The organism is Amycolatopsis sp. NPDC102522 (assembly GCF_055584485.1).
Genome location: NZ_JBVJLY010000011.1, coordinates 222,423 through 244,383, shown reverse-complemented (window position 1 = coordinate 244,383; position 21,961 = coordinate 222,423). Strand labels below are relative to the sequence as shown.

The 21,961-nt window shown below is 69.1% G+C and carries 25 protein-coding genes; 14 read left to right on the top strand and 11 right to left on the bottom strand.

The features are described from left to right. Positions 1–32 precede the first annotated feature (32 nt). From ACZ6YV_RS25790 to ACZ6YV_RS25775, 4 genes are all read left to right on the top strand, one after another. Positions 33–1,196, top strand: coding sequence for a hypothetical protein (locus ACZ6YV_RS25790; RefSeq protein ID WP_465512057.1), 1,164 nt, complete (start codon positions 33–35; stop codon positions 1,194–1,196). A gap of 88 nt (positions 1,197–1,284) precedes the next feature. Then, positions 1,285–2,097 carry an NUDIX hydrolase gene (locus ACZ6YV_RS25785; protein WP_465512056.1) on the top strand — a complete coding sequence of 271 codons (813 nt, stop codon included), beginning with the start codon at positions 1,285–1,287 and terminating at the stop codon, positions 2,095–2,097. Continuing rightward, entirely contained in the window at positions 2,094–2,864 is a 771-nt protein-coding gene (locus ACZ6YV_RS25780) for an MBL fold metallo-hydrolase (RefSeq protein ID WP_465512055.1), read from the top strand. The genes ACZ6YV_RS25785 and ACZ6YV_RS25780 overlap by 4 nt, the downstream gene beginning before the upstream one ends. After that, positions 2,861–3,112 carry a glutaredoxin domain-containing protein gene (locus tag ACZ6YV_RS25775; protein WP_093932340.1) on the top strand — a complete coding sequence of 84 codons (252 nt, stop codon included), beginning with the start codon at positions 2,861–2,863 and terminating at the stop codon, positions 3,110–3,112. The genes ACZ6YV_RS25780 and ACZ6YV_RS25775 overlap by 4 nt, the downstream gene beginning before the upstream one ends. Positions 3,113–3,128: 16 nt before the next feature. On the opposite strand, the gene dnaN is transcribed toward ACZ6YV_RS25775, so the two are convergent. From dnaN to ACZ6YV_RS25755, 4 genes are all read right to left on the bottom strand, one after another. Beyond that, entirely contained in the window at positions 3,129–4,193 is a 1,065-nt protein-coding gene (gene dnaN / locus ACZ6YV_RS25770) for a DNA polymerase III subunit beta (protein ID WP_465512054.1), read from the bottom strand. A 9-nt stretch (positions 4,194–4,202) separates the two neighbouring features. Then, entirely contained in the window at positions 4,203–5,465 is a 1,263-nt protein-coding gene (locus ACZ6YV_RS25765; RefSeq protein WP_465512103.1) for an MFS transporter, read from the bottom strand. Between the two features lie 690 nt (positions 5,466–6,155). Continuing rightward, complete coding sequence (locus ACZ6YV_RS25760; RefSeq protein ID WP_003081747.1) at positions 6,156–6,830, bottom strand: Crp/Fnr family transcriptional regulator; 675 nt, start codon at positions 6,828–6,830, stop codon at positions 6,156–6,158. A gap of 159 nt (positions 6,831–6,989) precedes the next feature. After that, positions 6,990–7,241, bottom strand: coding sequence for a hypothetical protein (locus ACZ6YV_RS25755; protein WP_005166943.1), 252 nt, complete (start codon positions 7,239–7,241; stop codon positions 6,990–6,992). Between the two features lie 238 nt (positions 7,242–7,479). On the opposite strand from ACZ6YV_RS25755, the gene nth reads away from it, so the two are divergent. Genes nth through ACZ6YV_RS25735 form a run of 4 tightly spaced genes read left to right on the top strand, consistent with a single transcriptional unit; the run spans position 7,480 to position 10,651 of the window. After that, positions 7,480–8,163 (top strand): endonuclease III, encoded by a 684-nt coding sequence (gene nth, locus ACZ6YV_RS25750; protein ID WP_378244948.1) that lies wholly within the window; start codon positions 7,480–7,482, stop codon positions 8,161–8,163. Beyond that, complete coding sequence (locus tag ACZ6YV_RS25745; protein ID WP_465512053.1) at positions 8,160–8,756, top strand: TlpA family protein disulfide reductase; 597 nt, start codon at positions 8,160–8,162, stop codon at positions 8,754–8,756. The genes nth and ACZ6YV_RS25745 overlap by 4 nt, the downstream gene beginning before the upstream one ends. Then, entirely contained in the window at positions 8,753–9,460 is a 708-nt protein-coding gene (locus tag ACZ6YV_RS25740) for an NUDIX hydrolase (protein WP_465512052.1), read from the top strand. The genes ACZ6YV_RS25745 and ACZ6YV_RS25740 overlap by 4 nt, the downstream gene beginning before the upstream one ends. A 6-nt stretch (positions 9,461–9,466) precedes the next feature. Continuing rightward, a complete protein-coding gene (locus tag ACZ6YV_RS25735; RefSeq protein ID WP_465512051.1) occupies positions 9,467–10,651 on the top strand; it encodes a MarP family serine protease in 1,185 nt (394 codons plus the stop codon). Positions 10,652–10,731: 80 nt separating this feature from the next. Here the strand turns inward: ACZ6YV_RS25735 and ACZ6YV_RS25730 are convergent, their stop codons facing one another. The 4 genes from ACZ6YV_RS25730 to nhaA are packed head-to-tail and all read right to left on the bottom strand — an operon-like array spanning position 10,732 to position 13,710. Next, positions 10,732–11,040: a DnaJ family domain-containing protein gene (locus ACZ6YV_RS25730; RefSeq protein WP_465512050.1), complete on the bottom strand. Its 309-nt coding sequence runs from the start codon at positions 11,038–11,040 to the stop codon at positions 10,732–10,734. After that, positions 11,037–11,960, bottom strand: a complete 924-nt coding sequence (locus ACZ6YV_RS25725) for an alpha/beta fold hydrolase (RefSeq protein ID WP_465512049.1) — start codon at positions 11,958–11,960, stop codon at positions 11,037–11,039. Before ACZ6YV_RS25725 ends, ACZ6YV_RS25730 begins: the two co-directional genes overlap by 4 nt. Before the next feature lie 11 nt (positions 11,961–11,971). Then, positions 11,972–12,451: a phage holin family protein gene (locus ACZ6YV_RS25720; protein ID WP_465512048.1), complete on the bottom strand. Its 480-nt coding sequence runs from the start codon at positions 12,449–12,451 to the stop codon at positions 11,972–11,974. 56 nt (positions 12,452–12,507) lie between these two features. After that, complete coding sequence (gene nhaA / locus ACZ6YV_RS25715) at positions 12,508–13,710, bottom strand: Na+/H+ antiporter NhaA (RefSeq protein WP_465512047.1); 1,203 nt, start codon at positions 13,708–13,710, stop codon at positions 12,508–12,510. Between the two features lie 206 nt (positions 13,711–13,916). Here nhaA and ACZ6YV_RS25710 point away from each other — a divergent pair, with 206 nt between their 5' ends. After that, on the top strand, positions 13,917–15,377 hold the full coding sequence (locus tag ACZ6YV_RS25710) for a peptide MFS transporter (RefSeq protein ID WP_465512046.1): 1,461 nt from the start codon (positions 13,917–13,919) through the stop codon (positions 15,375–15,377). 302 nt (positions 15,378–15,679) lie between these two features. Here the strand turns inward: ACZ6YV_RS25710 and ACZ6YV_RS25705 are convergent, their stop codons facing one another. Beyond that, positions 15,680–16,399: a VIT1/CCC1 transporter family protein gene (locus ACZ6YV_RS25705; RefSeq protein ID WP_465512045.1), complete on the bottom strand. Its 720-nt coding sequence runs from the start codon at positions 16,397–16,399 to the stop codon at positions 15,680–15,682. Positions 16,400–16,511: 112 nt separating this feature from the next. Between ACZ6YV_RS25705 and ACZ6YV_RS25700 the strand changes: the two genes are divergently transcribed. Together ACZ6YV_RS25700 and ACZ6YV_RS25695 are read left to right on the top strand one after the other, a co-directional pair. Further along, on the top strand, positions 16,512–16,964 hold the full coding sequence (locus tag ACZ6YV_RS25700; protein WP_465512044.1) for an AAA family ATPase: 453 nt from the start codon (positions 16,512–16,514) through the stop codon (positions 16,962–16,964). A gap of 2 nt (positions 16,965–16,966) precedes the next feature. Further along, a complete protein-coding gene (locus tag ACZ6YV_RS25695) occupies positions 16,967–17,743 on the top strand; it encodes a tRNA(His) guanylyltransferase Thg1 family protein (protein WP_465512102.1) in 777 nt (258 codons plus the stop codon). On the opposite strand, the gene ACZ6YV_RS25690 is transcribed toward ACZ6YV_RS25695, so the two are convergent. Continuing rightward, entirely contained in the window at positions 17,707–18,387 is a 681-nt protein-coding gene (locus ACZ6YV_RS25690; protein WP_465512043.1) for a DUF2848 domain-containing protein, read from the bottom strand. The two genes, ACZ6YV_RS25695 and ACZ6YV_RS25690, sit on opposite strands and share 37 nt — an antisense overlap. A 108-nt stretch (positions 18,388–18,495) precedes the next feature. Between ACZ6YV_RS25690 and ACZ6YV_RS25685 the strand changes: the two genes are divergently transcribed. Both ACZ6YV_RS25685 and ACZ6YV_RS25680 read left to right on the top strand, forming a co-directional pair. Continuing rightward, positions 18,496–19,800 carry an MFS transporter gene (locus tag ACZ6YV_RS25685; RefSeq protein ID WP_465512042.1) on the top strand — a complete coding sequence of 435 codons (1,305 nt, stop codon included), beginning with the start codon at positions 18,496–18,498 and terminating at the stop codon, positions 19,798–19,800. Further along, the gene (locus ACZ6YV_RS25680) at positions 19,797–20,129 is read left to right on the top strand and encodes a cupin domain-containing protein (RefSeq protein ID WP_465512041.1); all 333 of its coding nucleotides are present in this window, start codon (positions 19,797–19,799) and stop codon (positions 20,127–20,129) included. Before ACZ6YV_RS25685 ends, ACZ6YV_RS25680 begins: the two co-directional genes overlap by 4 nt. A 238-nt stretch (positions 20,130–20,367) precedes the next feature. Here ACZ6YV_RS25680 and ACZ6YV_RS25675 read toward each other — a convergent pair whose 3' ends face one another. After that, positions 20,368–20,865: a DUF6319 family protein gene (locus tag ACZ6YV_RS25675; protein ID WP_465512040.1), complete on the bottom strand. Its 498-nt coding sequence runs from the start codon at positions 20,863–20,865 to the stop codon at positions 20,368–20,370. 168 nt (positions 20,866–21,033) lie between these two features. Between ACZ6YV_RS25675 and ACZ6YV_RS25670 the strand changes: the two genes are divergently transcribed. Beyond that, positions 21,034–21,900 carry an AraC family transcriptional regulator gene (locus ACZ6YV_RS25670; protein ID WP_465512039.1) on the top strand — a complete coding sequence of 289 codons (867 nt, stop codon included), beginning with the start codon at positions 21,034–21,036 and terminating at the stop codon, positions 21,898–21,900. The last annotated feature ends 61 nt before the right edge of the window (positions 21,901–21,961 follow it).

Genomic DNA, 21,961 nt, shown 5'->3' with positions numbered 1-21,961 from the left:
CACCACCAGGCGAGCCGGGAGGGAGCAGAGCAATGGTGGAGGTCCACGACGGCCCGCCCATGGACGGGTTCTCGGTGCCCCTGCGCCTGCATAACCTGTTACTGGCCCTGGCGGGTCGAATCGACGACAGTGCTTTGACCGAAGCGCGTGAGCTGATCGCGCGTGCGCACATCGACGAAGCGGTGGAGCTCACCACCGGCACCCTGATCGCGGGGAAGATCCCGGTGAGCTCGTCCGAACAGCGGGAACTCGCGCTCGTCCTCGAAATGAGCCGGTCCGACGCCACCCTGGCGAACGACCTGCTCGTCGAGGAGGACGAGTCGGTGCTCACCCACCGGTTCACCGGGGAGAACACGCCCGAATTCGGCCTCGCCGAGGCGCTCGACCGCACCCTGCAGGTGCTGCCGGACGTCCGGTCGGTGCACGCGGTGTGGCGCAACACGCCGGCGGGCAGTGTGCCCGGCGCGCTGCCGCAGCGGGTGGTCCTGGTCGAGATCGGCCCGGAGGGCAACCCGCCCGCGGTCGCTTTCCGCGTGGACACCGCGCTTCGCCGCGCCGGTATCCGCTCGGTCGTCGAGGTCGCGGGACCCGGCGTCGCGCGGTCCGCGTACCACCAGGCCGCTTCGTCGGCCGCGAGTCCTGTCTGGGTCACCGGGAGTACCCACTCCAGTGACTTTCGGACCGGGCCGGTGACTCCGACCCCGCCGCCCGCTCCCGCCCCGGCTCCCGAGCCGGTCAAGGAGCAGCCGAGCAGGCACGGCCTGCGGCCGGTGGGCAGCGGTGGCCAGGAACCGAACGAGCCGATCGCACCGGTGGTGCCGATCGTGCAGCAGGCGGCGGCACCGGTTTCACCGCCGCCTTCTTCGCCGGTGTCTTCTCCGGAGCCGCTGCCGCGCAAGTCACGGGCGGAGACCCGGGCCGAGCGCACGGCCGACCTGACCCCGGCCGAAGTGGCCCAGCTGCGCCAGGCGCTCAAGGAGGACCCCGAAAAGGGCCGCGAGATCGCGTCGGGCAAGCCGAGCATGCACGAGGTCGTCGAGCTGCCCGCTCTCGACCTCGACGACCCGAGCCTGAGCGAGCGCGACCGTGCGCTCCTGCGCGAGCTGCACGCCGAGCTCGCGGAACGGGAGCGTGCCGAAGCGGCGAAGATCCGGCTGAACGGCGCTTCGCGCAGCAGCGGTTCTAGCTGGTCCTAGCAGTTCCACGCGTTTCGTCCTCCGGTTGCGGTGGTTGCACGCGCAACTATCGCAACCGGAGGACGAAACGCGATGTTAGGTTGCGGGTGTGGCTGAAGAACTGACATTCGACATCCCGGTGGGGGCAGGGGTGGGCACCCGCGCCAACGCCGGCGGCGAGCCGGTGACGCCCAAGGACGCGGCGACCGTGATCCTCCTCCGTGACGGCGCGCAAGGCGTCGAGGTCTTCCTGCAGCACCGGGTCAAGGGCATGCCGTTCGCGGGCGGGATGACCGTTTTCCCCGGCGGCGGCGTGGATTCCCGCGACGTCGACGCCTCGGTGAGCTGGTCGGGCCCGGAGCCCGCCTGGTGGGCCGAGCGCTTCGGATGCGAGGAACCGCTGGCCCGCGCCCTGGTGTGCGCGGCCGTGCGGGAGACGTTCGAGGAGTCGGGCGTGCTGCTCGCGAGCATCGGGGACGCCGTCGTCACCGACACGGCGCCGTACCAGGACGCCCGCGAAAAGCTGGTCTCCCGCGAACTCTCTCTTGCCGCGTTCCTCGAAGCGAACGGCCTGACGCTGCGCGCGGATCTCCTGCGCCCGTGGGCGAACTGGGTCACCCCACCTCAGGAACCGCGTCGCTACGACACCTGCTTCTTCGTCGCCGTGCTGCCCGAGGGGCAGGAGGCGGACAGCGCCACCTCCGAGGCCGTCAGCACCGGCTGGCAGCGGCCGGAAGAGGCCATCGCCGACGCCAAGGAAGGGCGCCGCATGCTCATGCCCCCGACCTGGATCACGCTCGCCGAGCTGGGCGAGTTCGGCTCGGCGGCCGCGGCACAGGCCGTCGAGCGCGAGATCGTGAAGATCATGCCGACGCTGGTGCGCGACGGCGACAAGGTCCGCGTCGTACTGGACCCGGCATGAGCGCCCCCGCGTACGGCGTGCTGCGCCAGGTGACGCCGACGGCTTCGGTGCTGTTGGAGCACAACCCGTCGTCGATGACGTTGGAGGGCACCAATTCCTGGGTGCTGCGCGGGCCGGGCGCGTCCGGTTCCGTGGTCGTCGACCCCGGTCACGAGGACGTCGAGCATCTGACACTGCTGGCGGAAACCGGCGCCGTCGAGCTGATCGTCCTGACCCACCATCACCCCGACCACGCCGAGGGCGCGCCCTGGTTCGCCGAGCGCGTCGGCGCTCCGGTGCGGGCGTTCGACGAGTCGCTCTGCATCGGCGGGAAGTCCCTTGTGGACGGTGACGTGATCGAGGCGGGCGGCGTGCGGCTCTCGGTGCTGCACACGCCGGGGCACACCGGCGACTCGATCTGCCTGGTGTCCGACGGGCAGATCTTGACCGGCGACACCATCCTCGGCCGCGGCACCACCGTGCTGCACGACCTCGGCGACTACCTGCGCTCGCTGCGCGAACTCGTCGCGCTGCCCGAGGGCACCACCGGCCTGCCGGGGCACGGCCCCGAACTGCCGGACCTGGCCGCGACCGCGCGCGAATACCTGGCGCACCGGGAAGAACGGCTGGACCAGGTGCGTTCGGCACTGGAGACACTCGGCGCGGACGCCACCCCGCGCCAGGTGGTCGAGGTCGTGTACGCCGACGTCGACAAGGCTTTGTGGGCGCCCGCCGAATGGAGTGTGCGGGCACAGTTGGACTACCTGAGGTCGGAGGACGGCGAATGAGTGACGTCGAGGTCGAGTTCTACTGGCGCCCCGGATGCGGGTTCTGCGCCGCGCTGGAGCGGCCGCTGTCGAAGAGCGGCTTCACCGTGAAGCGGGTCAACATCTGGGAAGACCCGGACGCCGCCGCGCGGGTGCGCTCGGTCGCGGACGGGAACGAGGTCGTGCCGACGGTCTTCGTGGGCTCGACGGCGATGGTGAACCCTTCGTTCGCCGAGATCGAGGCCGCCGTGAAGGCCGCCTCCGCCTGACGTACTTGGGCCGGTGTCAGCGCGGAAGCATCGGCATCACGTAGTAAGTGAGCTCCACCTCGCCCGGCTCCACCGCGCGGATGACGCAGGCCCGCATCCCGGGCTGGATGTCGAGCCGTACCCGTTCCCCGGCGAATCCCTGCAGCGCGTCCAGCAGGTAGCGCGCCTGGAACGAGGGCGACGTCCGGCCGCCGGACACCTCGGCCTTCAACGTCTGCTCGGCCTCACCGGTGTCCTGCTTGGAACTGGCCAGCCGCAGCTGCGAGTCGCCGACCTCCAGCGTCAGCACCCGGCGCTCGTCCGCGTAGACGCCCACCCGGCGCACGGCGGCGGCCAGCGCGTCGGCGGCGACCTCGACCGTCGTGTCCACAGTGGACGACTCGATCAGTTTCTCCGACAGGAATCCCGCGTCGAGTACGGCGGTGGTGACGGCGACGTCCGCCCAGCTCAGCCCGAACCGGGTCCCGTCGCCGTGCAGGCCGACGACGCCGCGCGCCTGCTTCGCGGTCTCGGCGAGCAGGCCCGCCGGGACGAGCGCGTCGACAGGCTCGCCCTCGGCACGCAGCGGCAGGGTGGCCACGGCCATGCGGTACCTGTCGGACGCCGTCAGCCGCAGCTCGCGGCTGAAGCTCTGCACGCGGACGCCGGTGAACATCGGCAGCGCGTCGTCCTTGGCCGCCGTACCCGCGACCGTCCGCAACGCCGTCGCCAGCGCGGAACCGTCCACTTCGGACACCTTGGGCGGCATGTCCGGGAGCCGGAGTTCGCGGCTCAGCAGCGGCAGCGCGAACCGGCCGCCTTCGACCCGCACGGCCAGCCGTGATCCCTCGACGACCAGGCGCACCATGTCGTCGTCGAGCATGCGCAGGGTTTCCGCGAGCGGACCGGCGGGGACGACGACCTCACCATCGGTGTGCGAGACGGCGTCACAAGTCAGGCGGACGGCGCGTTCGCTGTCGTTGCCGCCGACGGTCAGGCCGTCCCGCCCGGCGCGCAGGAGCAGGCCGGAGCGGGCCGTGAGCAGCCGGGCGGCGGCGGAAACGGCGGACGAGAGGGAGCGGGTGGCGGCAGTCAGGTCCATGCCCGCAAGCTAGCGGGCGGCACCGACAAGTTCGGGGGCTTCGGCGACGGCTCCGGACGGCTTCGGGGCGAAGGTGCCGCGCAGCAGCCACACCACCGCGGCGAGCGCGAACCCGACGGCGCCGGCGGCGAGGAACGCCGCTTCGTACCCCGCGTGCTCGACGAGGTAACCGCTGATCGACTGCCCGAACGCGAGGCCGAGGGTCACCGCGGTGAGCACCCAGCCGAACGCCTCGGCCGCCGTGCCCTTCGGCGCGGCGATCTCGATGGCCGCCGAGTGCGTCGTCGACTGCGGCGTGATGAGCGCGCCCGCGGCGAGCATGGCGAGCGCGAGGCCCCAGAGCGACCCGGGCAGCGCGAGCAACGCCACCAGCGCGCCGAACCCGGCCAGCAGCACCGGCAGCCGCAGGCCCATCTGACGCGGCCACGGGCGCAGGCTGTACGCGACACCGAACGCGACCGAGCTGACCGACCAGGCCGAGAGCAGCAGCCCGCCGATGGAGGTGTTCCCCGCTTCGGCGGCGGCCGCCGGGACGGCGACCTCGACGAAGCCGATCACGGCCCCGAAGCCCAGCGCGGCGAGCGCGAGCGTGCGCATGCCGGGGCTCGCCAGCGCGCCGAGCAGTTTGCCGCCCGACGACGGCGCCGGTCCCCAGGCCCGCACAGTCGGGCTCAGCGCGAACAGCACCGCACCCGCGATCATGGTCAGCGCGCCGGCCACGATGCCGGTGCCCGCCCACGGCGCGGCGATCAGCAGCCCGGCGAACCCGGGGCCGAGGATGAAGAAGACCTCCATGCTGATCGCCTCGTAGGAGAACGCGGCGTTGCGCGTCGGCCCGGCGGGCAGCAGGCGTGTCCACAGCGCTCGCGAGGCCGAGCCGACCATCGGTTCCGTGATCCCGGTGCCGAAGGCGAGCGGGACCAGGACGAGTGTCGGCGCGTGCGCCTCGATCGCGAAGATCAGCCCGGTCATCGCCAGCGCGAAGAGCACCGTGGTGGTCAGCAGCGGCCGTGTCGGCCCGAAGCGGTCGATGAGCCGTCCCTGCACGACAGCGCCGACGGAGACGCCCACCAAAGACCCGGCCGACACCAGTCCGGCCGAGGCGAAGGAGCCCGTCTCGCGCTGGACGTAGAGCAGCGCGGAAATACCGATCATCGCGATCGGCAGGCGGGCGAGCAGGGACGCGACGACCGCCCCGCGGGAGCCGGGCGCGGTCAGCGCGGCCCGGTAGTCGGCGAGGGTGGTGCGGTGGCTCTCGGCGGAAGCGGACACAGACTGGGACACGCGTACCAGTATGACTACTTTGGTACGCGAGTACCAGATCTGCGGCGGTAAGGTTTGTCACCCCCGGGTTCCGGGTACTACGCACCTTGAAGTCGCCAAGTTCGTCACGATCGGGTAACAGTCAGTCAAATCTGAGTCAATCGGGGCAACAAATCGACGCAGATGGCGTCCTTGAGAGTGAAAGAACTTGAGTTCACGGCCGACGGCCGTGGATGGTTGTACGACAAACACACAGTCTCCAGCTCCCTCCGGCGTTCGGGTCGGGGCCTGGTTCCGGAGGGCGGGGAGCGCGGATCGTCGGGGGATGATCCGCGCACAGCGAAGAGCCGGTGCGCCACGTCGGGGGTGGCGCCCGGCTCTTCGTTGTTTTTCCGCGCGCTGACGGAAACATTTCGCAGGGCGCAGCCAGGCGAAATGCTTCCGGTCAGCGTGAAGGCGCCCTACAAAATGTTTCCGTGGGCCTTCGGCCCGAAAGAGGGCGCGCGGGGTGAAGTCTTCCCGTCGCGCTGACGCGCTTCCGGGGAGACGGGTCCGCCGGTCACGTTCTCAGGCTCGTTCGGTCACGTGTCGAGCCCGTTCGGTCGCCTTGTCAGGCGCGTTTCGTCCTCTGGATGCGGTGCTTGAACGCGCAACTGCCGCAAGTAGTCGGCTACTTGCGGCAGTTGAGTGAAGCGGGGTCTAGCGGGCGCGGCGGGCCAGGCGTTCCGGATCCAGGATCAGGACGCTCTTGCCCTCGAGCCGCAGCCAGCCACGGTGCGCGAAGTCGGCGAGGGCCTTGTTCACGGTCTCGCGCGAAGCACCGACGTACTGGGCGATCTCTTCCTGCGTCAGGTCGTGCGTGACCCGCAGCAGGCCGGCTTCCTGGCTGCCGAAACGCTGCGCGAGCTGCAGCAGCGCACGCGCCACCCGTCCGGGGACGTCGGTGAAGATCAGCTCGGCGACCATGTTGTTCGTCCGGCGCAGCCTACGGGCGACCACGCGCAGTAACTGCTCCGCGATCTCCGGGCGGGTGGAGATCCACTGCCGCAGCGCCGGGCGGTCCATCGTCACCGCGCGGACCTCGGTCACGGTCGTCGCGCTGGACGTCCGCGGGCCGGGGTCGAAAATGGACAGTTCGCCGAACATGTCGGACGGACCGAAGATGCCCAGCAGGTTCTCGCGGCCGTCGGGCGACTTGCGGCCGATCTTCACCTTGCCGGACTGGATGATGTAAAGCTTGTCGCCGGGTTCACCCTCGTTGAAGATGACATGCCCGCGAGGAAACTCCACGGATTCCAAGGTCTGTGCCAGCGCCTCGGCGGCTGCCGGCTCAACACCCTGGAAAATGCCCGCTCGGGCCAGGGTTTCGTCCACCTCGGGTGCCTCCTCATCGAGATACGACGGCGATCCTCATCGGCCGAGGATCGTGTCGTCGATCACTTTTCGCGTCAGTCTAGGTCGTGCGCGCGAGTTCGCTCGTCGGCACGCCGCAGGCGCGCGCGGGCCGTGAACGATCTCGCTCGAACGTGGAGCCTAACTCCGCACGCGCCGCGCGCGAAGCCTGGCCGCCTTCCCGCCCAGCCTGCGCAGCCGGAACAGCTCGAGCGCGCGCCCGATGCCGTGCCCGTAAAGGGCCCTGACCTCGTTGGGCTGCGCCTGCTCGAGGAACTCCTCGACTTCGTTCTCCTGCACCGCGACGTGCTTGAGCCTGGTCTCCACGCGTTCCATGAACAGCGCGAAGAACATGATCACCAAAGGCACGAGGATGACGAACCAGACTGTCATGCGCCCTGCCCGGGGAATTCCGAAAAATTGTGCATTACTCCAGATCCTCGCTCATGGCGTCCTCGATCGAAGCGCCGAGGTGGTGCTCTGGCGTGTCGGCCGTCGACCGGCGGGTGCTCCCCACTGGCTCGTCCGATGGCGCCCGTAGGCTATCGGGGTGCCTCCAGCCCTCACGAATGCCCCCCGCGCGGGGGGTAAGGGTGAAAGCCGGCTCGCATTGGTGAGACGCGCCAGGCGGATGAAGCGTTGCCTCGACGACGAGTTCCCGGACGCCCACTGTGAGCTTGACTTCACCACTCCGCTCGAATTGCTGGTCGCGGTCGTGCTTTCGGCGCAGACCACCGACGTCCGGGTGAATCAGGTCACCCCCGCGCTCTTCGCTCGCTATCGAAGTGCCGCCGACTTCGCCGGTGCCGATCGCGCCGAACTCGAGGAGTACCTCCGGCCGACGGGGTTCTTCCGCGCCAAGGCGAACTCGGTGCTCGGGCTGGGCGCCGCGCTGGTGGAGCGCTACGACGGCGAGGTGCCCGGCAAGCTGAAGGACCTCGTCACGCTGCCCGGTGTCGGCCGCAAGACGGCCAACGTCGTGCTCGGCGATGCCTTCGGGGTCCCCGGGATCACCGTGGACACCCATTTCGGCCGCCTGGTCCGCCGCTGGGGCTGGACCGAGGAGGAGGACCCGGTCAAGGTCGAGCACGTCGTCGGCGAGCTGATCCCGCGCAAGGAGTGGACGCTCCTCTCGCACCGGACGATCTTCCACGGCCGCCGCGTCTGCCACGCCCGCAAACCCGCCTGTGGCGCCTGTCCGCTGGCCAAGATGTGCCCCTCGTACGGAACCGGCCCGACGGGGTTCGAAGAGGCCGCGAAGCTGGTCAAGGGCGAAGAACGGGACCACATCCTCGACCTGGCGGCACGCCGGTGACGAGGGTCACCAAGCTCGCCCTCGGTGCCGCCGTGCTGGTGGTGGCCCTGATCGTCGCTTTGCTCACGACCCGTGACGGCCAGGCGCCGGTCCAGACGTCGGGGGATCTCACGGCCGCCCGCTCGAAGGCCGCGCTCGCCCCCTGTCCGCCGCCCGGCCCCGGTGAGGTGGCGAAACTGCGCGGGGTCGACGTCGAATGCCTCGGCGACGGCTCCCGGGTCGACCTCGCCCGGGTGCTCTCAGGCGGTCCCGTGCTGGTCAACCTGTGGGCGTCGTGGTGCGGGCCGTGCCGCGCCGAACTGCCGCTGCTCCAGGAGTACGCCGCGCAGCCCGGTGCCGTGCGGGTGCTCCTCGTCCAGGTCGCGAGCTCCGGGGCCGACGGCTTGGCGATGCTGTCCGAGCTGGGGGTCCGGTTGCCGTCCGTGTTCGACGGTGACGGGCAGTCAGGGCCCGCGCGGACGGCACTAAAGGTCCCTCCCTCTCTCCCCGCGACGTACCTGGTCACGGCGGGTGGCGACGTCCGGCTCATCGAGAACCCACGCGTTTTCCTGAACACTGACCAGGTGCGCGCCGCTGTGGAAGGGACACCATGACCGGCCCCCTCGTGGACCCCGAGGACGTGCCCGCCTGGCTGCAACCGCTGGTCAAGATCAGCGGGGACGTCGGCGCGGACACCTTCAGCCGGTTCAGCGTGCCGCCGGACGCGAGCTACCGGCCCGCGTCCGTCCTGATGCTCTTCGGCGAAGGCCCGCAGGGGCCGGACGTCCTGCTGCAGCGCCGCGCCGACACCCTCGGCTCCCACGCCGGCCAGGTCGCCTTCCCCGGCGGCGGCGCCGAGCCCGGTGACGACGGGCCGGTCGGGACGGCGTTGCGCGAGGCGGAAGAGGAGACCGGCGTCGTGCCTTCCGGGGTGCAGCCGCTGGCGATCTTCCCCGAACTGTTCGTGCCGGTGTCCGGGTTCGCCGTGACGCCGGTGCTCGCCTACTGGCGGACGCCGTCCCCGGTGCACGCCGTCGACCCCGGCGAGACGGCGGCGGTGGCCAGGGTGCCGGTCGCCGAACTCACCGACCCGGCCAACCGGTTCCAGGTCAGGCGCGAGGGTTTCGGCTGGAAGGGGCCCGCGTTCGACGTCGGCGGGCTGTTCGTCTGGGGCTTCACGGGCGGCCTGCTGGCGATGACGCTTTCGCTCGGCGGCTGGGAACGGGACTGGGACCACGGCGACGTCCGGGAGCTTGACGTAGCGTTGGCCGAACATCAGGCGCGGGTCGACGGGCGGCAAGTGCCGGAGAAGGAGTAGTCACCGGTGAACTGGGTTGACGTACTGGTGATCCTGCTCGCGCTGCTGGCGGGCGTGTCCGGCGCGTTCCAGGGGGTGATCATCGCCCTGCCGTCCTTGGTCGGCGTGGTGCTGGGTGCGCTCGCGGGGATCAAGGTCGCGCCGCTGGTCGTCGAACTCTTCGAGCATCCGGCGGCGAAGGTCGCCTTCGCGGTGGCGACGGTGGTGTTCCTGGTCGCGCTCGGCGAGACCCTCGGTGTCTGGGTCGGGCGGAAACTGCGCCAGAAGATCAACCCGGACAAGCTTTCCGGTGTCGACAAGACACTCGGCGCGGTGGTGCAGGCCGCCGTCGTGTTCGTGGTCGCGTGGCTGATCGCGACGCCGCTCACGGCCGTCTCGGGAGTGCCCGGGCTGGCGAAGTCGATCAACAGCTCGGTGGTGCTCGGCGGCGTCAACGACGTCATGCCGGAAGCGGCGCAGGGTTTCCCGAGCGAACTGCGCAAACTGCTGGACAAGTCGGGCTTCCCGTCCATTGTGGACCCGTTCCAGAAGCCGAACGTCCAGGACACCAGCCCGCCGGACACCGCGCTGCAGGCGAGCGCGATCGTCAAACAGGTGCACGGCAGTGTCGTGAAGATCCGCGGTAACGCGACTTCGTGCTCGCGAGCGCTGGAGGGCAGCGGATTCGTCATCGCGCCGCAGCGCGTGATGACGAACGCGCACGTCGTCGCGGGCACCGACGAGGTCGCCATCGAGTCGACTTCGGGCAAGTTCCCGGCCAGGGTCGTCTACTTCGACCCCGAGGCCGACGTCGCCGTGCTCGCGGTGCCGAGGCTGCAGGCGCCGGTGCTCCCGTTCACGCCGCGGGTCGCGCGGGCGGGCGACAACGCGATCGTGCTCGGCTACCCGCTCGACGGTCCGTACACCGCGTCGCCCGCGAGAGTGCGCGGCCGGATCAACCTGCGAGGACCGGACATCTACGAGTCCAACACCGTGCAGCGCGACGTGTTCACCGTGCGCGGGCAGGTCCGCAGCGGGAACTCGGGCGGGCCGATGATCAGCCCCGAGGGCGAGGTCATCGGGGTCGTCTTCGGGGCGGCCGTCGAGGACCCGGAGACCGGCTTCACGCTGACGTCCGAACAGGTGCGGCCGGTGTTGGACACGGCTTCGTCGCTGAGCGCGAACACTTCGACCGGTCCCTGCGCGAACTGAGGCCCGTGCGTGAGATGAAGGGGACTTTCATCTCAAAATTTGCAATGAAAGTCCCCTTCATCTCACGCGTGGGAGCTGGGTCAGGAGCCTGAAGACAGGCCTTCGCGCCAAGAAATGACGGTCTCCTCCACGTCCAGCGGCCGCGCCCGCAGCACCGGACCGCCTGCCGGACGCCGGTGCTCGGCCCGGATCCGTTCGTTCAGGTCCTCGACGATCTCCCGCACCCGCGCCTCCCGGCGCACACGCGCCAGCGTGTCCGGCAGGTCGTCGAGTTCCTTCGCGATCGCCAGCGAAGGCGGCAGCAGCGCCGAAACGTCGTGCCCCTCGCTGCGGACCTTGTTCACCACCCAGGACTCGAACGACACGCCCGTCGGTTTGCGCTCGGTCATGCTTCCAAAGTACGGAGAAACTCCAGCAGGGCGGCGGACGTGCGGTCCGGCGCCTCCAGATGCGGGAAGTGCCCGATGCCGGGCCAGCGTTCGAGACGGGCGTCCGGGGCCCAGCGCCGCGATGCCGCCGCGGTGTCGGGCAGGATGCACCGGTCCTCCTCGCCGTGCAGTTGCAGCACTCGGGGCGCGAAGCGGCCTCGCAGCGCTTCGCTGAAGCGGCGGCCTTCGCCGCGGAACTGCGCGCGGAACGCCCACCGGTAGTACTCGAGCGCGCTGTGCGGCACTCCCGGCACGAGCATCGCCTGCCGGAACGCCGGCACGGTTTCGGCGAAGTCCGCGGAGTCCGTCCACTGTGGACCGGACCAGGTCCGGAACAGCTCCTCGACGGCGAGCGCGTCGTCCTTGACCAGCCATTTCTCCGGCGCCATCGGCACCTGGAAGCGGAACAGATGCCCCGACGCGCGGAGCTGTCCCGGCCGCTTGACGGCCCGGCGCAACGCCAGCGGATGCGCGCCGCCCAGCACGGTGACCGAGGAGACCAGCCGGGGGTGCAGCGCACCGACCGTCCACGCGAGCATGCCGCCCCAGGCATGTCCGACGAGATGGGCCTTGCGCGCGCCGAGCGACTTGATCAGCCCGCCGACGTCGCCCGCGAGGGTCCAGGCGTCGTAGCCGCGCGGGGGTTTGTCCGAGTCTCCGTAGCCGCGCAGATCCACCGCGACCGCGCGGAAACCGGCGTCGGCGAGCGCCGTCAGCTGGTGATGCCAGGTCCACCAGAACTCGGCGAACCCGTGCAGCAGCAGGACCATCGGTCCGTCGCCGAGTTCGGCGACGTGCAGCCGGATGCCGTTCGCGGAGACGTCACGATGGGTCCACGGCCCGTCGATCCGGACGATCGACGGGTCCGGTGTCGCCTGCACCGCCCGAAGACTCAGTCTTCGTCTTCGGCGCTGTGCCGCGGTTTGAACGCGGCGGCGGTGTCCTTGAAGCTGTTGATCGTGCGCTCCGGCGCCTTGATCTTCTTCACCTTGAGGTAACCGAGGAAGCCCGCGACCGCCGTCGAGACGAGCATCAGCCCGAACACGATCAGGAACGCCGCCCAGCGCTGCAGGAACTCCGACAGCAGCTCACCGAGGAAGAAAAAGAAGAAGAACGAGCTGTACAGCCCGACGACCAGCGCGACCAGGAAGAAGATGGCGCCCTTGAGGCCCTTCTTCGCCTCCGCGACGACCTCGGACTTGGCCAGCTCGACCTCGGCGCGGATCAGCGTCGAGACGTGCTGTGTGGCATCGCCGACGAGTTTCCCGAGGGACTGCTCGCTCGCTACCACGTCGTCATCGCTCGACAGGGGGAGGTAGGGCACGGCCCCCACGCCGTCGGGGCCGGTACGTTCGTGCTTGGGGCTGCTCACCCGGCCATCGTGCCACGTGCCCTCATCCCGGGCGCGGCGGACCGGCGAGTGTCGCGTCAGAGATCCTCTCGCGCGTGCACGCGGCTGCGGTGCAGCAGCATCGCGGCGGCCGAAAGCGAGGCGATGGCCGAAGCGATCAGCACCGCCGCCTTCGTCAGTTCGACGGCTTCCCCGTCGAGCGCGAGATCGGCGATCAGCAGGCTCACGGTGAACCCGACACCGCCGAGCATCGACAGCGCGCCGATGTCCCGCCAGCCCATGCCCCTGGGTTTTTCCGCGAGTTTGAACTTCACCGCGAGCAGGCTGGCGCCGAAGATCCCGATCAGCTTCCCGCCGACGAGCCCGACCAGCACGGCCAGCGGCAGCGCCGTGGTGAAGACCGCGCCGAGCGATTCGCCGTCCACCTTGATCCCGGCCGCGAACAGCGCGAACAGCGGCACCGCGACCGCGGCGGACCACGGCTGCAGCCGGTGTTCGAGCCGGATCGCGGGCGCGTGCTCCTCGCCCTCGTCGGCGCGGACGCGGGTGAGCAGGCCGAGCGCGACGCCGGCGATGGTGGCGTGGATGCCTGCCGAGTGCACCGCGACCCAGGTGATCAAGGCCAGCGGCACGTAGATCCAGGCACTGCGGACGCGGCGGTGCTGCAGGTAGGCGTACAGCGCGAGAGCGACGACGGCGACGCCCGCGGCGACGAGGTCGAACTTCGCGGTGAACAGGATCGCGATGATGAGGATCGCGCCGAGGTCGTCGACCACCGCCAGCGAGAGCAGGAAGACCCGGGCGCTGCTCGGCAGGTTCGAGGCGGTCAAGGCGAGGACACCGAGCGCGAACGCGATGTCCGTGGCGACCGGGATGGCCCACGCGCGCTCGATGCCCGGCGTGCCCCAGCCGACGGAAAGCGCGACCAGTGCCGGGACGATCATGCCGCCGATCGCGGCGACCACCGGCAGGATCGCCTGCTTGAAGCGGGAGAGCTCGCCGACCACGAGTTCACGTTTGAGTTCGAGTCCCGCGACGAAGAAGAACAGTGCGAGCAGGCCGTCCTTCGCCCAGTCGCCGATCGTCAGATTCAGGTGGAGGAACTCGGGACCGAGCCGGAAATCGCGGATCGCGCGGTAAAGGTCGTCGATGGGCGAATTCGCCCAAAGCAGGGCGATCGCGGTGGCGCCGAGCAGGATCAGCCCGCCGGTGGTCTCCGTGCGGAGATAACGGGCGAAGTCGGCGACGACGGCTTTCGCGGGACGGTTGGGGCCGGACACGGCATCCTCCGGTTTTCGGCAACACGAATACTGTTGCCGACCAGACTTCCCGGCGCACCTTGACTCGATTTTAACGTCTGGAGCTGCGGATTTCATCTCTTCATGACGGCGACCACAAGATCCATCCGGACGTCGGTGTCAGTTCCACATGCTGGACTCTTAGCATGTGAACGGAAAACGACAACGATGTCTTCGATAAGGACGGCATGGTGAGTACCTCTACCGAGGTCCAGCAAGACACGAGGTTCTTCGGGCACCCACGAGGGCTGGCGAACCTCTTCGGCGTCGAGATGTGGGAGCGGTTCTCGTACTACGGGATGCTCGGCATCCTCCCGATCTACCTCTACTACGAAGTCAGTCAGGGCGGCCTCGCGCTGCCGAAGGCCTCCGCGCTCGGCATCGTCGGCGCGTACGGCGGCATGGTCTACCTGTCGGCGGTGATCGGCGCGTGGGTCGCGGACCGCGTGCTCGGCTCCGAACGGACGCTGTTCTACAGCGCGATCCTGATCATGATCGGCCACATCAGCCTGGCGATTCTGCCAGGGCTGGCAGGCATCGCCGTGGGTCTCTTCTGCGTCGCCGTCGGCAGTGGTGGGCTGAAGTCCAACGCCACGGCCATCGTCGGGACGCTCTACGCGAAGGGTGACGAGCGCCGCGACGGCGGTTTCACGATCTTCTACATGGGCGTGAACGTCGGTGGTTTCGTCGGACCGCTGCTGACCGGGCTCGCGCAGAGCGAACTCGGCTTCCACATCGGCTTCGGGCTGGCCGCGATCGGGATGGCGCTCGGCCTGATCCAGTACACGATCGGCCGCAAGAACCTCGGCGAGAAGGCGAGCGAGATCCCGAACCCGCTGCCCGCGTCGAAGCGTCCTCTGGTCTTCGGCGGCACCGTGGCGGGTATCGCGGCGATCGTGCTGCTCGTGGTCTTCGGCGTAATCAACCCGGAGAACCTGGTCGACGTCGTCGTCGGGGCCGTCGCGGTCATCTCGGTGATCTACTTCGTGGTGATCATCACCAGCAAGAAGATCACCTCCGAAGAACGCAGCCGGGTGTACTCGTTCATCCCGATGTTCATCGCGAGCGCCGCGTTCTTCTCGCTGTACCAGCAGCAGTTCACCGTCGTCGCGGCCTACACCGACGAGCGGCTGAACCGGACGATCTTCGGCTGGGAGATGCCGGTCGCGTGGGTCAACTCGATCAACCCGGTGTTCATCATCCTGTTCGCGCCGGTGATCGCCGCGATCTGGACGAAACTCGGTTCGCGGCAGCCGTCCTCGCCGGTCAAGTTCGTGCTCGGCACGGTCACCATGGGCGTGGCGTTCCTGCTGTTCCTCCCGATGGTCGGCAGCGGCAAGAACGCGAGCCCGCTGCTCGCGCTGGCCGGCATCCTGTTCGTGTTCACCATGGCGGAACTGATGCTTTCGCCGGTCGGCCTTTCGCTGTCGACCAAACTCGCGCCGGAGGCCTTCCGGACGCAGATGGTGGCGCTGAACTTCCTGTCCATTTCGCTGGGCACGGCGATGTCCGGGAAGCTCGCCGAGTACTACACGGTGGACGACGAAGCGCCGTACTTCAGCATCGTCGGCGGGGTGGCCATCGTGGTCGGTGTGGCGCTCCTGGTGGCGACGCCGATGATCCGCAAGCTGATGAAGGGCGTCCACTAGACGCTCTTCCGCCCGCGCCGACGAGCGACCCTCGAAGGTGCGATGAAAGGCCCGTTCATCGCAAATTTTGCGATGAACGGGCCTTTCATCGCACCGGGGGCTACCTGACGGGCCGTGATCGAAGACGTGACACACGTGATCAGATGCCGATCTCGCGTGATTGGACGCCGATCTCGCGTGATTGAAGACGGAACACACGTGCTTGGACGGCGATGTCGGTGTGCGGCGTCTGATCACGCGAGTCACGGCTCTGATCACGCGAGATCCGTCTCTGATCACGCGAGTTCGCCGTCTGATCACGGCTAACCGATGGTCGTCCCGAACAGCACGCCGACGTAGTACGTCACCAGCATCGTCAGCGCGCCGACGCCGACGTTCCGCGCGATCGCGCGACCGACGCGGGCGTCGCCGAGTTTCGCGCTGAGGAGCCCTGTCAGCGCCAGCCCGACCACGACCGCCGCCGCACACGCCCAGACCCTCGCCGAGGTCGACGTCCACACGATCGACAGCAGCGGCAGCAGCGCGCCGACGGTGAACGCCACCAGCGACGCCCACGCCGCCTGCCACGGGCTGGTCAGATTGTCCGGATCGATGCCGAGTTCGGCCTCGGCGTGCGCCTGCAGCGCGTCCTTTTCGGTCAGTTCGCGGGCCACCTGGGCGGCGAGATCAGGGGAAAGGCCCTTCGCCTCGTAGATTTCCGCGAGTTCCCGTTCTTCGGCTTCGGGCATCTCTTTCAGTTCGCGCTTTTCCAGCCGCAACTGCGCGCGTTCGGTGTCGCGCTGCGTGCTCACCGAGACGTATTCGCCGCCCGCCATGGAAAGCGCGCCGGCGACCAGGCCCGCGATTCCCGCCGTCGCGATCGCGGTGGAGTCGGTGGTCGCGCCCGCGACGCCGACCACGATGCCCGCCACCGACACGATCCCGTCGTTCGCGCCGAGGACACCTGCGCGCAGCCAGTTCAGTTTGCCGCTCAGATCCGCGTGGGGTTCGTGGGGATGTTCGGTCGACACGGTTTCGGTCACCGTTTCAGTGAAACACGAAGAACGGGAATCGGCGAGAGGAAACCGTTTCGGTCAATGCAGGCAATCCTTATTGACTATTGCCTTACCTAAGTCCTCGGATAGGTTGTCGGACATGGCCGAGGTGGTGATCCTGATCGGGCTCCAGGCGTCCGGGAAGACGACGTTCTTCCGGCGGGAGTTCGCGGGCACGCATGTGCACCTCAGCAAGGACAACTTCCCGAACGCCAAGCGGCGGCAGAGCCGCCAGCTGCGGATGCTGGCCGAAGCGCTCGAAGACGGCAGTTCGGTGGTCGTGGACAACACCAACCCGTCGGCCGAGGAGTGGGCTCCGCTGATCGAGGTCGCGAGGCGCCACGGCGCGCGCGTCGCCGGGTACTGGTTCCCGCCGGACTTCGAGGGGTCGCAGGAGCGCAACGCGCGCCGGAAGGTCAAAACCCGGGTGCCCGACGTCGGTCTGTATGCGACTCTCAAGCGGCTGCGGCGACCGACCGCGGAGGACGGTTTCGACGAGCTGTACGTCGTCGGTTTCGACGGTGAAGGCGGTTTCGTCGTGGAGCGAGGGTGAGCATGGACGCCGGTGATTTCGAGGCGCGGCAACGGGAACGGGAGTGGTTCCACGGCTTGACCGTGCCCCCGGGCTCCTGGACGGTGCTCCGGGTCGACGGCCGGGGCTTCTCCAAGTTCACCGAAGCGCGGTTCGAGAAGCCGTTCGACCCCCGCTTCGCCGAGTGCATGGCCGAGGCGGCGAGTGCCTTGATGGCGGAATTCGCTTCGCCTTACGTGTACACGGAAAGCGACGAGATCTCGCTCGTGCTCCCGCCTTCCGCCGAACTGTTCGGCAGGGGTGTCGAGAAGCTCGTGTCGATCTCCGCCGGGGTCGCGTCGGCCGCGTTCACCCACGCGGCCGGGGTCCCGGCGCACTTCGACGGCCGGGTCTGGCTCGGCACGACGGCGGACGACGTCGTCGACTACTTCTCGTGGCGCCAGGCGGACGCGACCCGCTGCGCGCTCAACGGCTGGTGCTACTGGATCCTGCGCAAGGCGGGGAAGTCGGCGAGCGAGGCCGGAGCGGCTCTCGAAGGCGCGGGCGTCTCCGAGAAGAACGAGCTGCTTTTCGCGCATGGCGTCAACTTCGCCGAAGTCCCCGCCTGGCAGCGGCGCGGCGTCGGGCTGTACTGGGAGTCCTACGAGCGCACCGGTTTCGATCCGGTGCGGGAGATCGAGGTCTCCGCGACCCGCCGCCGCGTCCGCGTCGATCGCGAGTTGCCGATGAAGGGCGAATACCGCGTGTTCCTCGGCGAACTGCTTCAGCCGATCGGTTCGGGTAGCCGCCGCACGCTGTAGGCGAGGTCGATCGTCTCGCCGGTCGCCGGGTCGCCCAGTTCCACGCGCCAGGAGTCGGCGAACTGGTCGACGCCTTGCACCATCGGGATGGTGCCCGAGATCAACACGGTGCCCGGGGCGTACAGATCGCGCTCGCGCAGCACGTCCAGCCAGTACGACGGCGGCAGCAGATCCGCGAGTTTCCCTTGCTGGATAAGGGTTTCCCCCGCCCAGGCGGACAGCGTGAGCTCGTCGAGCCGGTCCTGGACGTCGACGAGGCGCCAGGCCTTGGCGGCGAGGACGTCGGGGCCGGCGTTCTTGCTCCACGCGACGCCGTGCGCTTCGAGCGCGCGGTCGGTGTGGTCGCAGGCGGCGGTCAGCAGGACGTCCTCGGGCGCGGGGCCGGTGATGACGAGAGCCCACTCGGCCTCGCCGGAGGTCTTCTCGTGCTGCACCGGGACCTCTTCGGTCTGGCTCGCCAGGTACGGCGCGACCGGGTAGAGCGCCGGGATCACCGAGGGCGCGGGGACGCCGAGTTCGGCCAGTTCGGCCACGTGGGCGGCGACGTCCTCCTGGCTGCGACCGGCGTATCCGGCGTTCAGCAGTGTGTGGACCTCGGTCCGCCGCTCCTGGCCGTCGGGAAGGGTGAAACGCAGCTCAGGCATCTGTCCTCCGAGATTGGGGGTTGCGCATACAGCTTGTATACAAGGAGTATATCTGCAATTCAACCCCTCCCGGCGGGGTTGCGGACCTACTGCGGACGGGATGTGGACATGACCTCACCAGCCGGTGACCGGCGTTCGTTGCACAAGGCCTTCGCGGCCAGCCTCTCGGGGACAGCGCTCGAGTGGTACGACTTCGCGGCCTACTCGGTGGCGGCCGCGACGATCTTCGGGCAGCTCTTCTTCCCCTCGGAAGACCAGCTCGCGAGCACGATGGCGGCGTTCTCCACCTACGCCGTCGGCTACCTCGCCCGGCCGATCGGCGGGTTCCTCTTCGGTCGCCTCGGCGACGTGCTCGGCCGCAAGCGCATCCTGGTCATGACCCTCGTGCTCACCGGCGTCGCGACGTTCCTCATCGGCGTCCTTCCCACGTACGAGAGCATCGGCGGCTTCGCGGCGGTCCTGCTCGTGTTGCTGCGGTTCGCGCAGGGTGTCGGCATCGGCGGCGAATGGGGTGGCGCCGTCCTGCTGTCGAGTGAGTTCGGCGATCCGGACAAACGCGGGTTCTGGGCATCGGCCGCGCAGATCGGCCCGCCCGCGGGCAACCTGCTCGCCAATGGTGTCCTCGCCGTCCTGGCCGCGCTGCTCACCGAGGACCAGTTCAACAGCTGGGGCTGGCGGATCGCGTTCCTGCTGTCCGGCGCGCTGGTCGGGTTCGGCCTGTGGATCCGGCTCAAGCTGGAGGAGACGCCGGTCTTCAAGCAGATCCAGGAGCGGGGAGAACGTTCGTCGGCGCCGATCTCCGAGGTCTTCCGCACCGAACGCCGCGCGCTCGTCGCGGCCGTGCTGATCCGCGTCTGCCCGGACGTGCTCTACGCGCTGTTCACCGTCTTCGTCCTCACTTACGTCACGACGCACACCGACCTCTCGCGCGGCGCCGGGCTGGCCGCGGTGATGATCGGTTCGGCCTTCCAGCTGGTGCTGATGCCGCTGTTCGGCGCGCTCTCGGACCGGATCTCGCGGCGCAAGATGTACCTGGTCGCGACCATCGCCGCCGGGATCTGGCCGTTCGTGTTCTTCCCGATGGTCAGCGGCGGCTCGTTCGTGATGCTGGCGATCGGGATCGTGCTCGCGCTGGTCATCCACGCCGCGCTCTACGGCCCGCAGGCCGCGCTCGTCACCGAGCAGTTCTCGCCGCGCCTGCGCTACACCGGCAGCTCGCTGGCGTACACCCTCGCCGGCGTGATCGGCGGGGCGCCCGCGCCGCTGCTGTTCACGGCGCTGCTCGCCGGCTTCGACACCTGGCTCGCGATCGGCGTCTACCTGCTCGCGACCGCGGTGGTGACCGTCATCGGTGTCCTGCTCGCCCGTGACCCCGACCGCGAGGAGGCGGCGGAGATGGAGGCCGCGCGATGAGCTGGCAGCCGATGTCCACTGTGGAGGGTTTGCCGCTGATCGGCGGGCAGGGCCGGTTCCGGACGCTCGCGACGGCGGAAGGCGGTCTGGCGTACGAGATCCGCTATCCGGCCGGTGTTGCTTCTCCCGTGCACAGCCACGATCACGACAGCATCGTGTACCTGGTTTCGGGTTCGCTGCGAGGCACGCTCGACGGGCGGGAGGTCACGCTCGAAGCCGGGGGGACGATCGTCCATCCGCGCGGGGTTCCGCACAGCGTCGAGGCCATTGTGGACAGTCGCTGGGTCGAGTTCAAGACCCCGTTGCCCGGGCGGCCGCCGATCACGTGAGTTCTCCTTCTGAACACGCGTGATCGCCGTCTAATCACGACCCGGCGAACAGCCCCAAGAGGATGTTGCGAAGGGCACTTTCGCAACCTTCAACGTTGCGAAAGTGCCCTTCGCAACACCTCACGTGAGGCCGGGCGCGTCAGGCGGCACCAGACTCGCCGCCTTGCCTTACCGGCCGAAAAAGAAACCGGGGCGGACACCGAAATCTCCAGCGTCCGCCCCGGTCGGGAGGAAAGTCTTACGCGTCCAGCTCGGCCAGGGCCAGCTTCGCCTTCTCCAGTTCGGCTTCGAGCTGGGCGACCTTCGCGGCCTGCAGTTCACGAGCCGCGTTGATGACCTCGTCGATCGGGCCGGACAGGTCCGCGTGCAGCTCCTTGGCGGCACGGGACACGGCGGCGGCCGGGATCTCCAGGCCCTTCGCGACCCACTTGGCGCCGTTCTTGAGCTCGGCCTGCCACTCGCCGTCGGCGGTGCCGGTGACCGTGAGCGTCAGCTCGACGGTGCGGGTCTTCTTGGCCGTCGTGGCGACCTTGGGGCGGCCGCGCTTGGGCTTGGGGGACTCCGCCACGTTCTCGGCGGGGGTCTCCGTCTGGTCTTCGGCCGGGGACTCCGGCGTTTCGGCCTTGGCCTCAGCCGGGGCTTCGGTGGTCTCCGCCTGCGGCGTCGAGTCGACGGGCGCTTCGGTAGCCGCTTCTTCGGACACGGCGTCAGTGCGTGTCAAGGCATCCACGGTCATCGTCGGTGTCGTCTCCTTGCCCGGGTATGGGGTGGTACCCGGCACATCCTAGAACAGGCGTTCGACTGTCGCGAACCGGGGTGTGGTAGGCGCATGATCGGATCGGATCGCCATGGTCGGGCGCGGGAAGGCCGCCGCAGGTCAAGGTCGACGTCGAAAGGAGGCCTCATGATCTCGGCACTCAACCGGCTCGCCGCCCTCGTAGAGGAACACCTCGGCGGCGAACTTGACGTCGGCGGGGAGGCCAGGGCGCTCGGCACCACCGAGTACCACCTGCGCCGGATGTTCTCGTCGCTGGCGGGTATGCCGCTTTCGGAGTACCTGCGCCGTCGTCGCATGACCGTCGCCGCCGCCGACGTCGTCCGGGGCGACGATGATCTGCTGACCATCGCCGTCCGGTACGGCTACGGCTCGACAGAGGCGTTCGGACGGGCGTTCCGGGCCGTCCACGGCGCCGGCCCTGGCGACGTCCGCCGGGACGGAGGCCCCCTTCGCACACAACCACGGCTCAGGTTCCGCCTGAGCGTCGAAGGGAGTATCCCCATGGACACCCGCATCGTCGACCGTCCCGCGTTCCGTCTCGTCGGATACGCGGCCCGGGTCCCGCTCGTCCACGAAGGCGGCAACCCGCATATCCAGCGGCACATCGCCGCGCTGCCAGCGGAGGCGCACACCCGGCTGAAGGCTCTCAGCGACACTTCGCCGGACGGGCTGCTGCAGGTCAGCGACGACCTGGAGCCCGACAGCGCCGAAGGCAGTGAACTGACCTACCTGCACGGAGTCGCCGTCTCAGGTGGCACGGTCCCGGACGACCTCGACGCCATCGAGGTCACGGCCGGGCGCTGGGCGGTCTTCCGGACCGCCGGAGCGCATCCGCAGGCGCTGCAGGACACCTGGGCGGCCACGGCGACCGAGTGGTTCCCGTCCAACCCGTGGCGGCTGCGGCCGGGGCCGTCGATCGTCGCGATCCTGGAGCACTCAGACGACTTCGGAACGGCCACCTGCGAGCTGTGGCTGCCCGTCGAACCCGCTTGACCGTCCCTTTCGTGCCCTCCCGGACGCTATGAAAGGCCCCTTACTTGCAAAATTTGCAAGT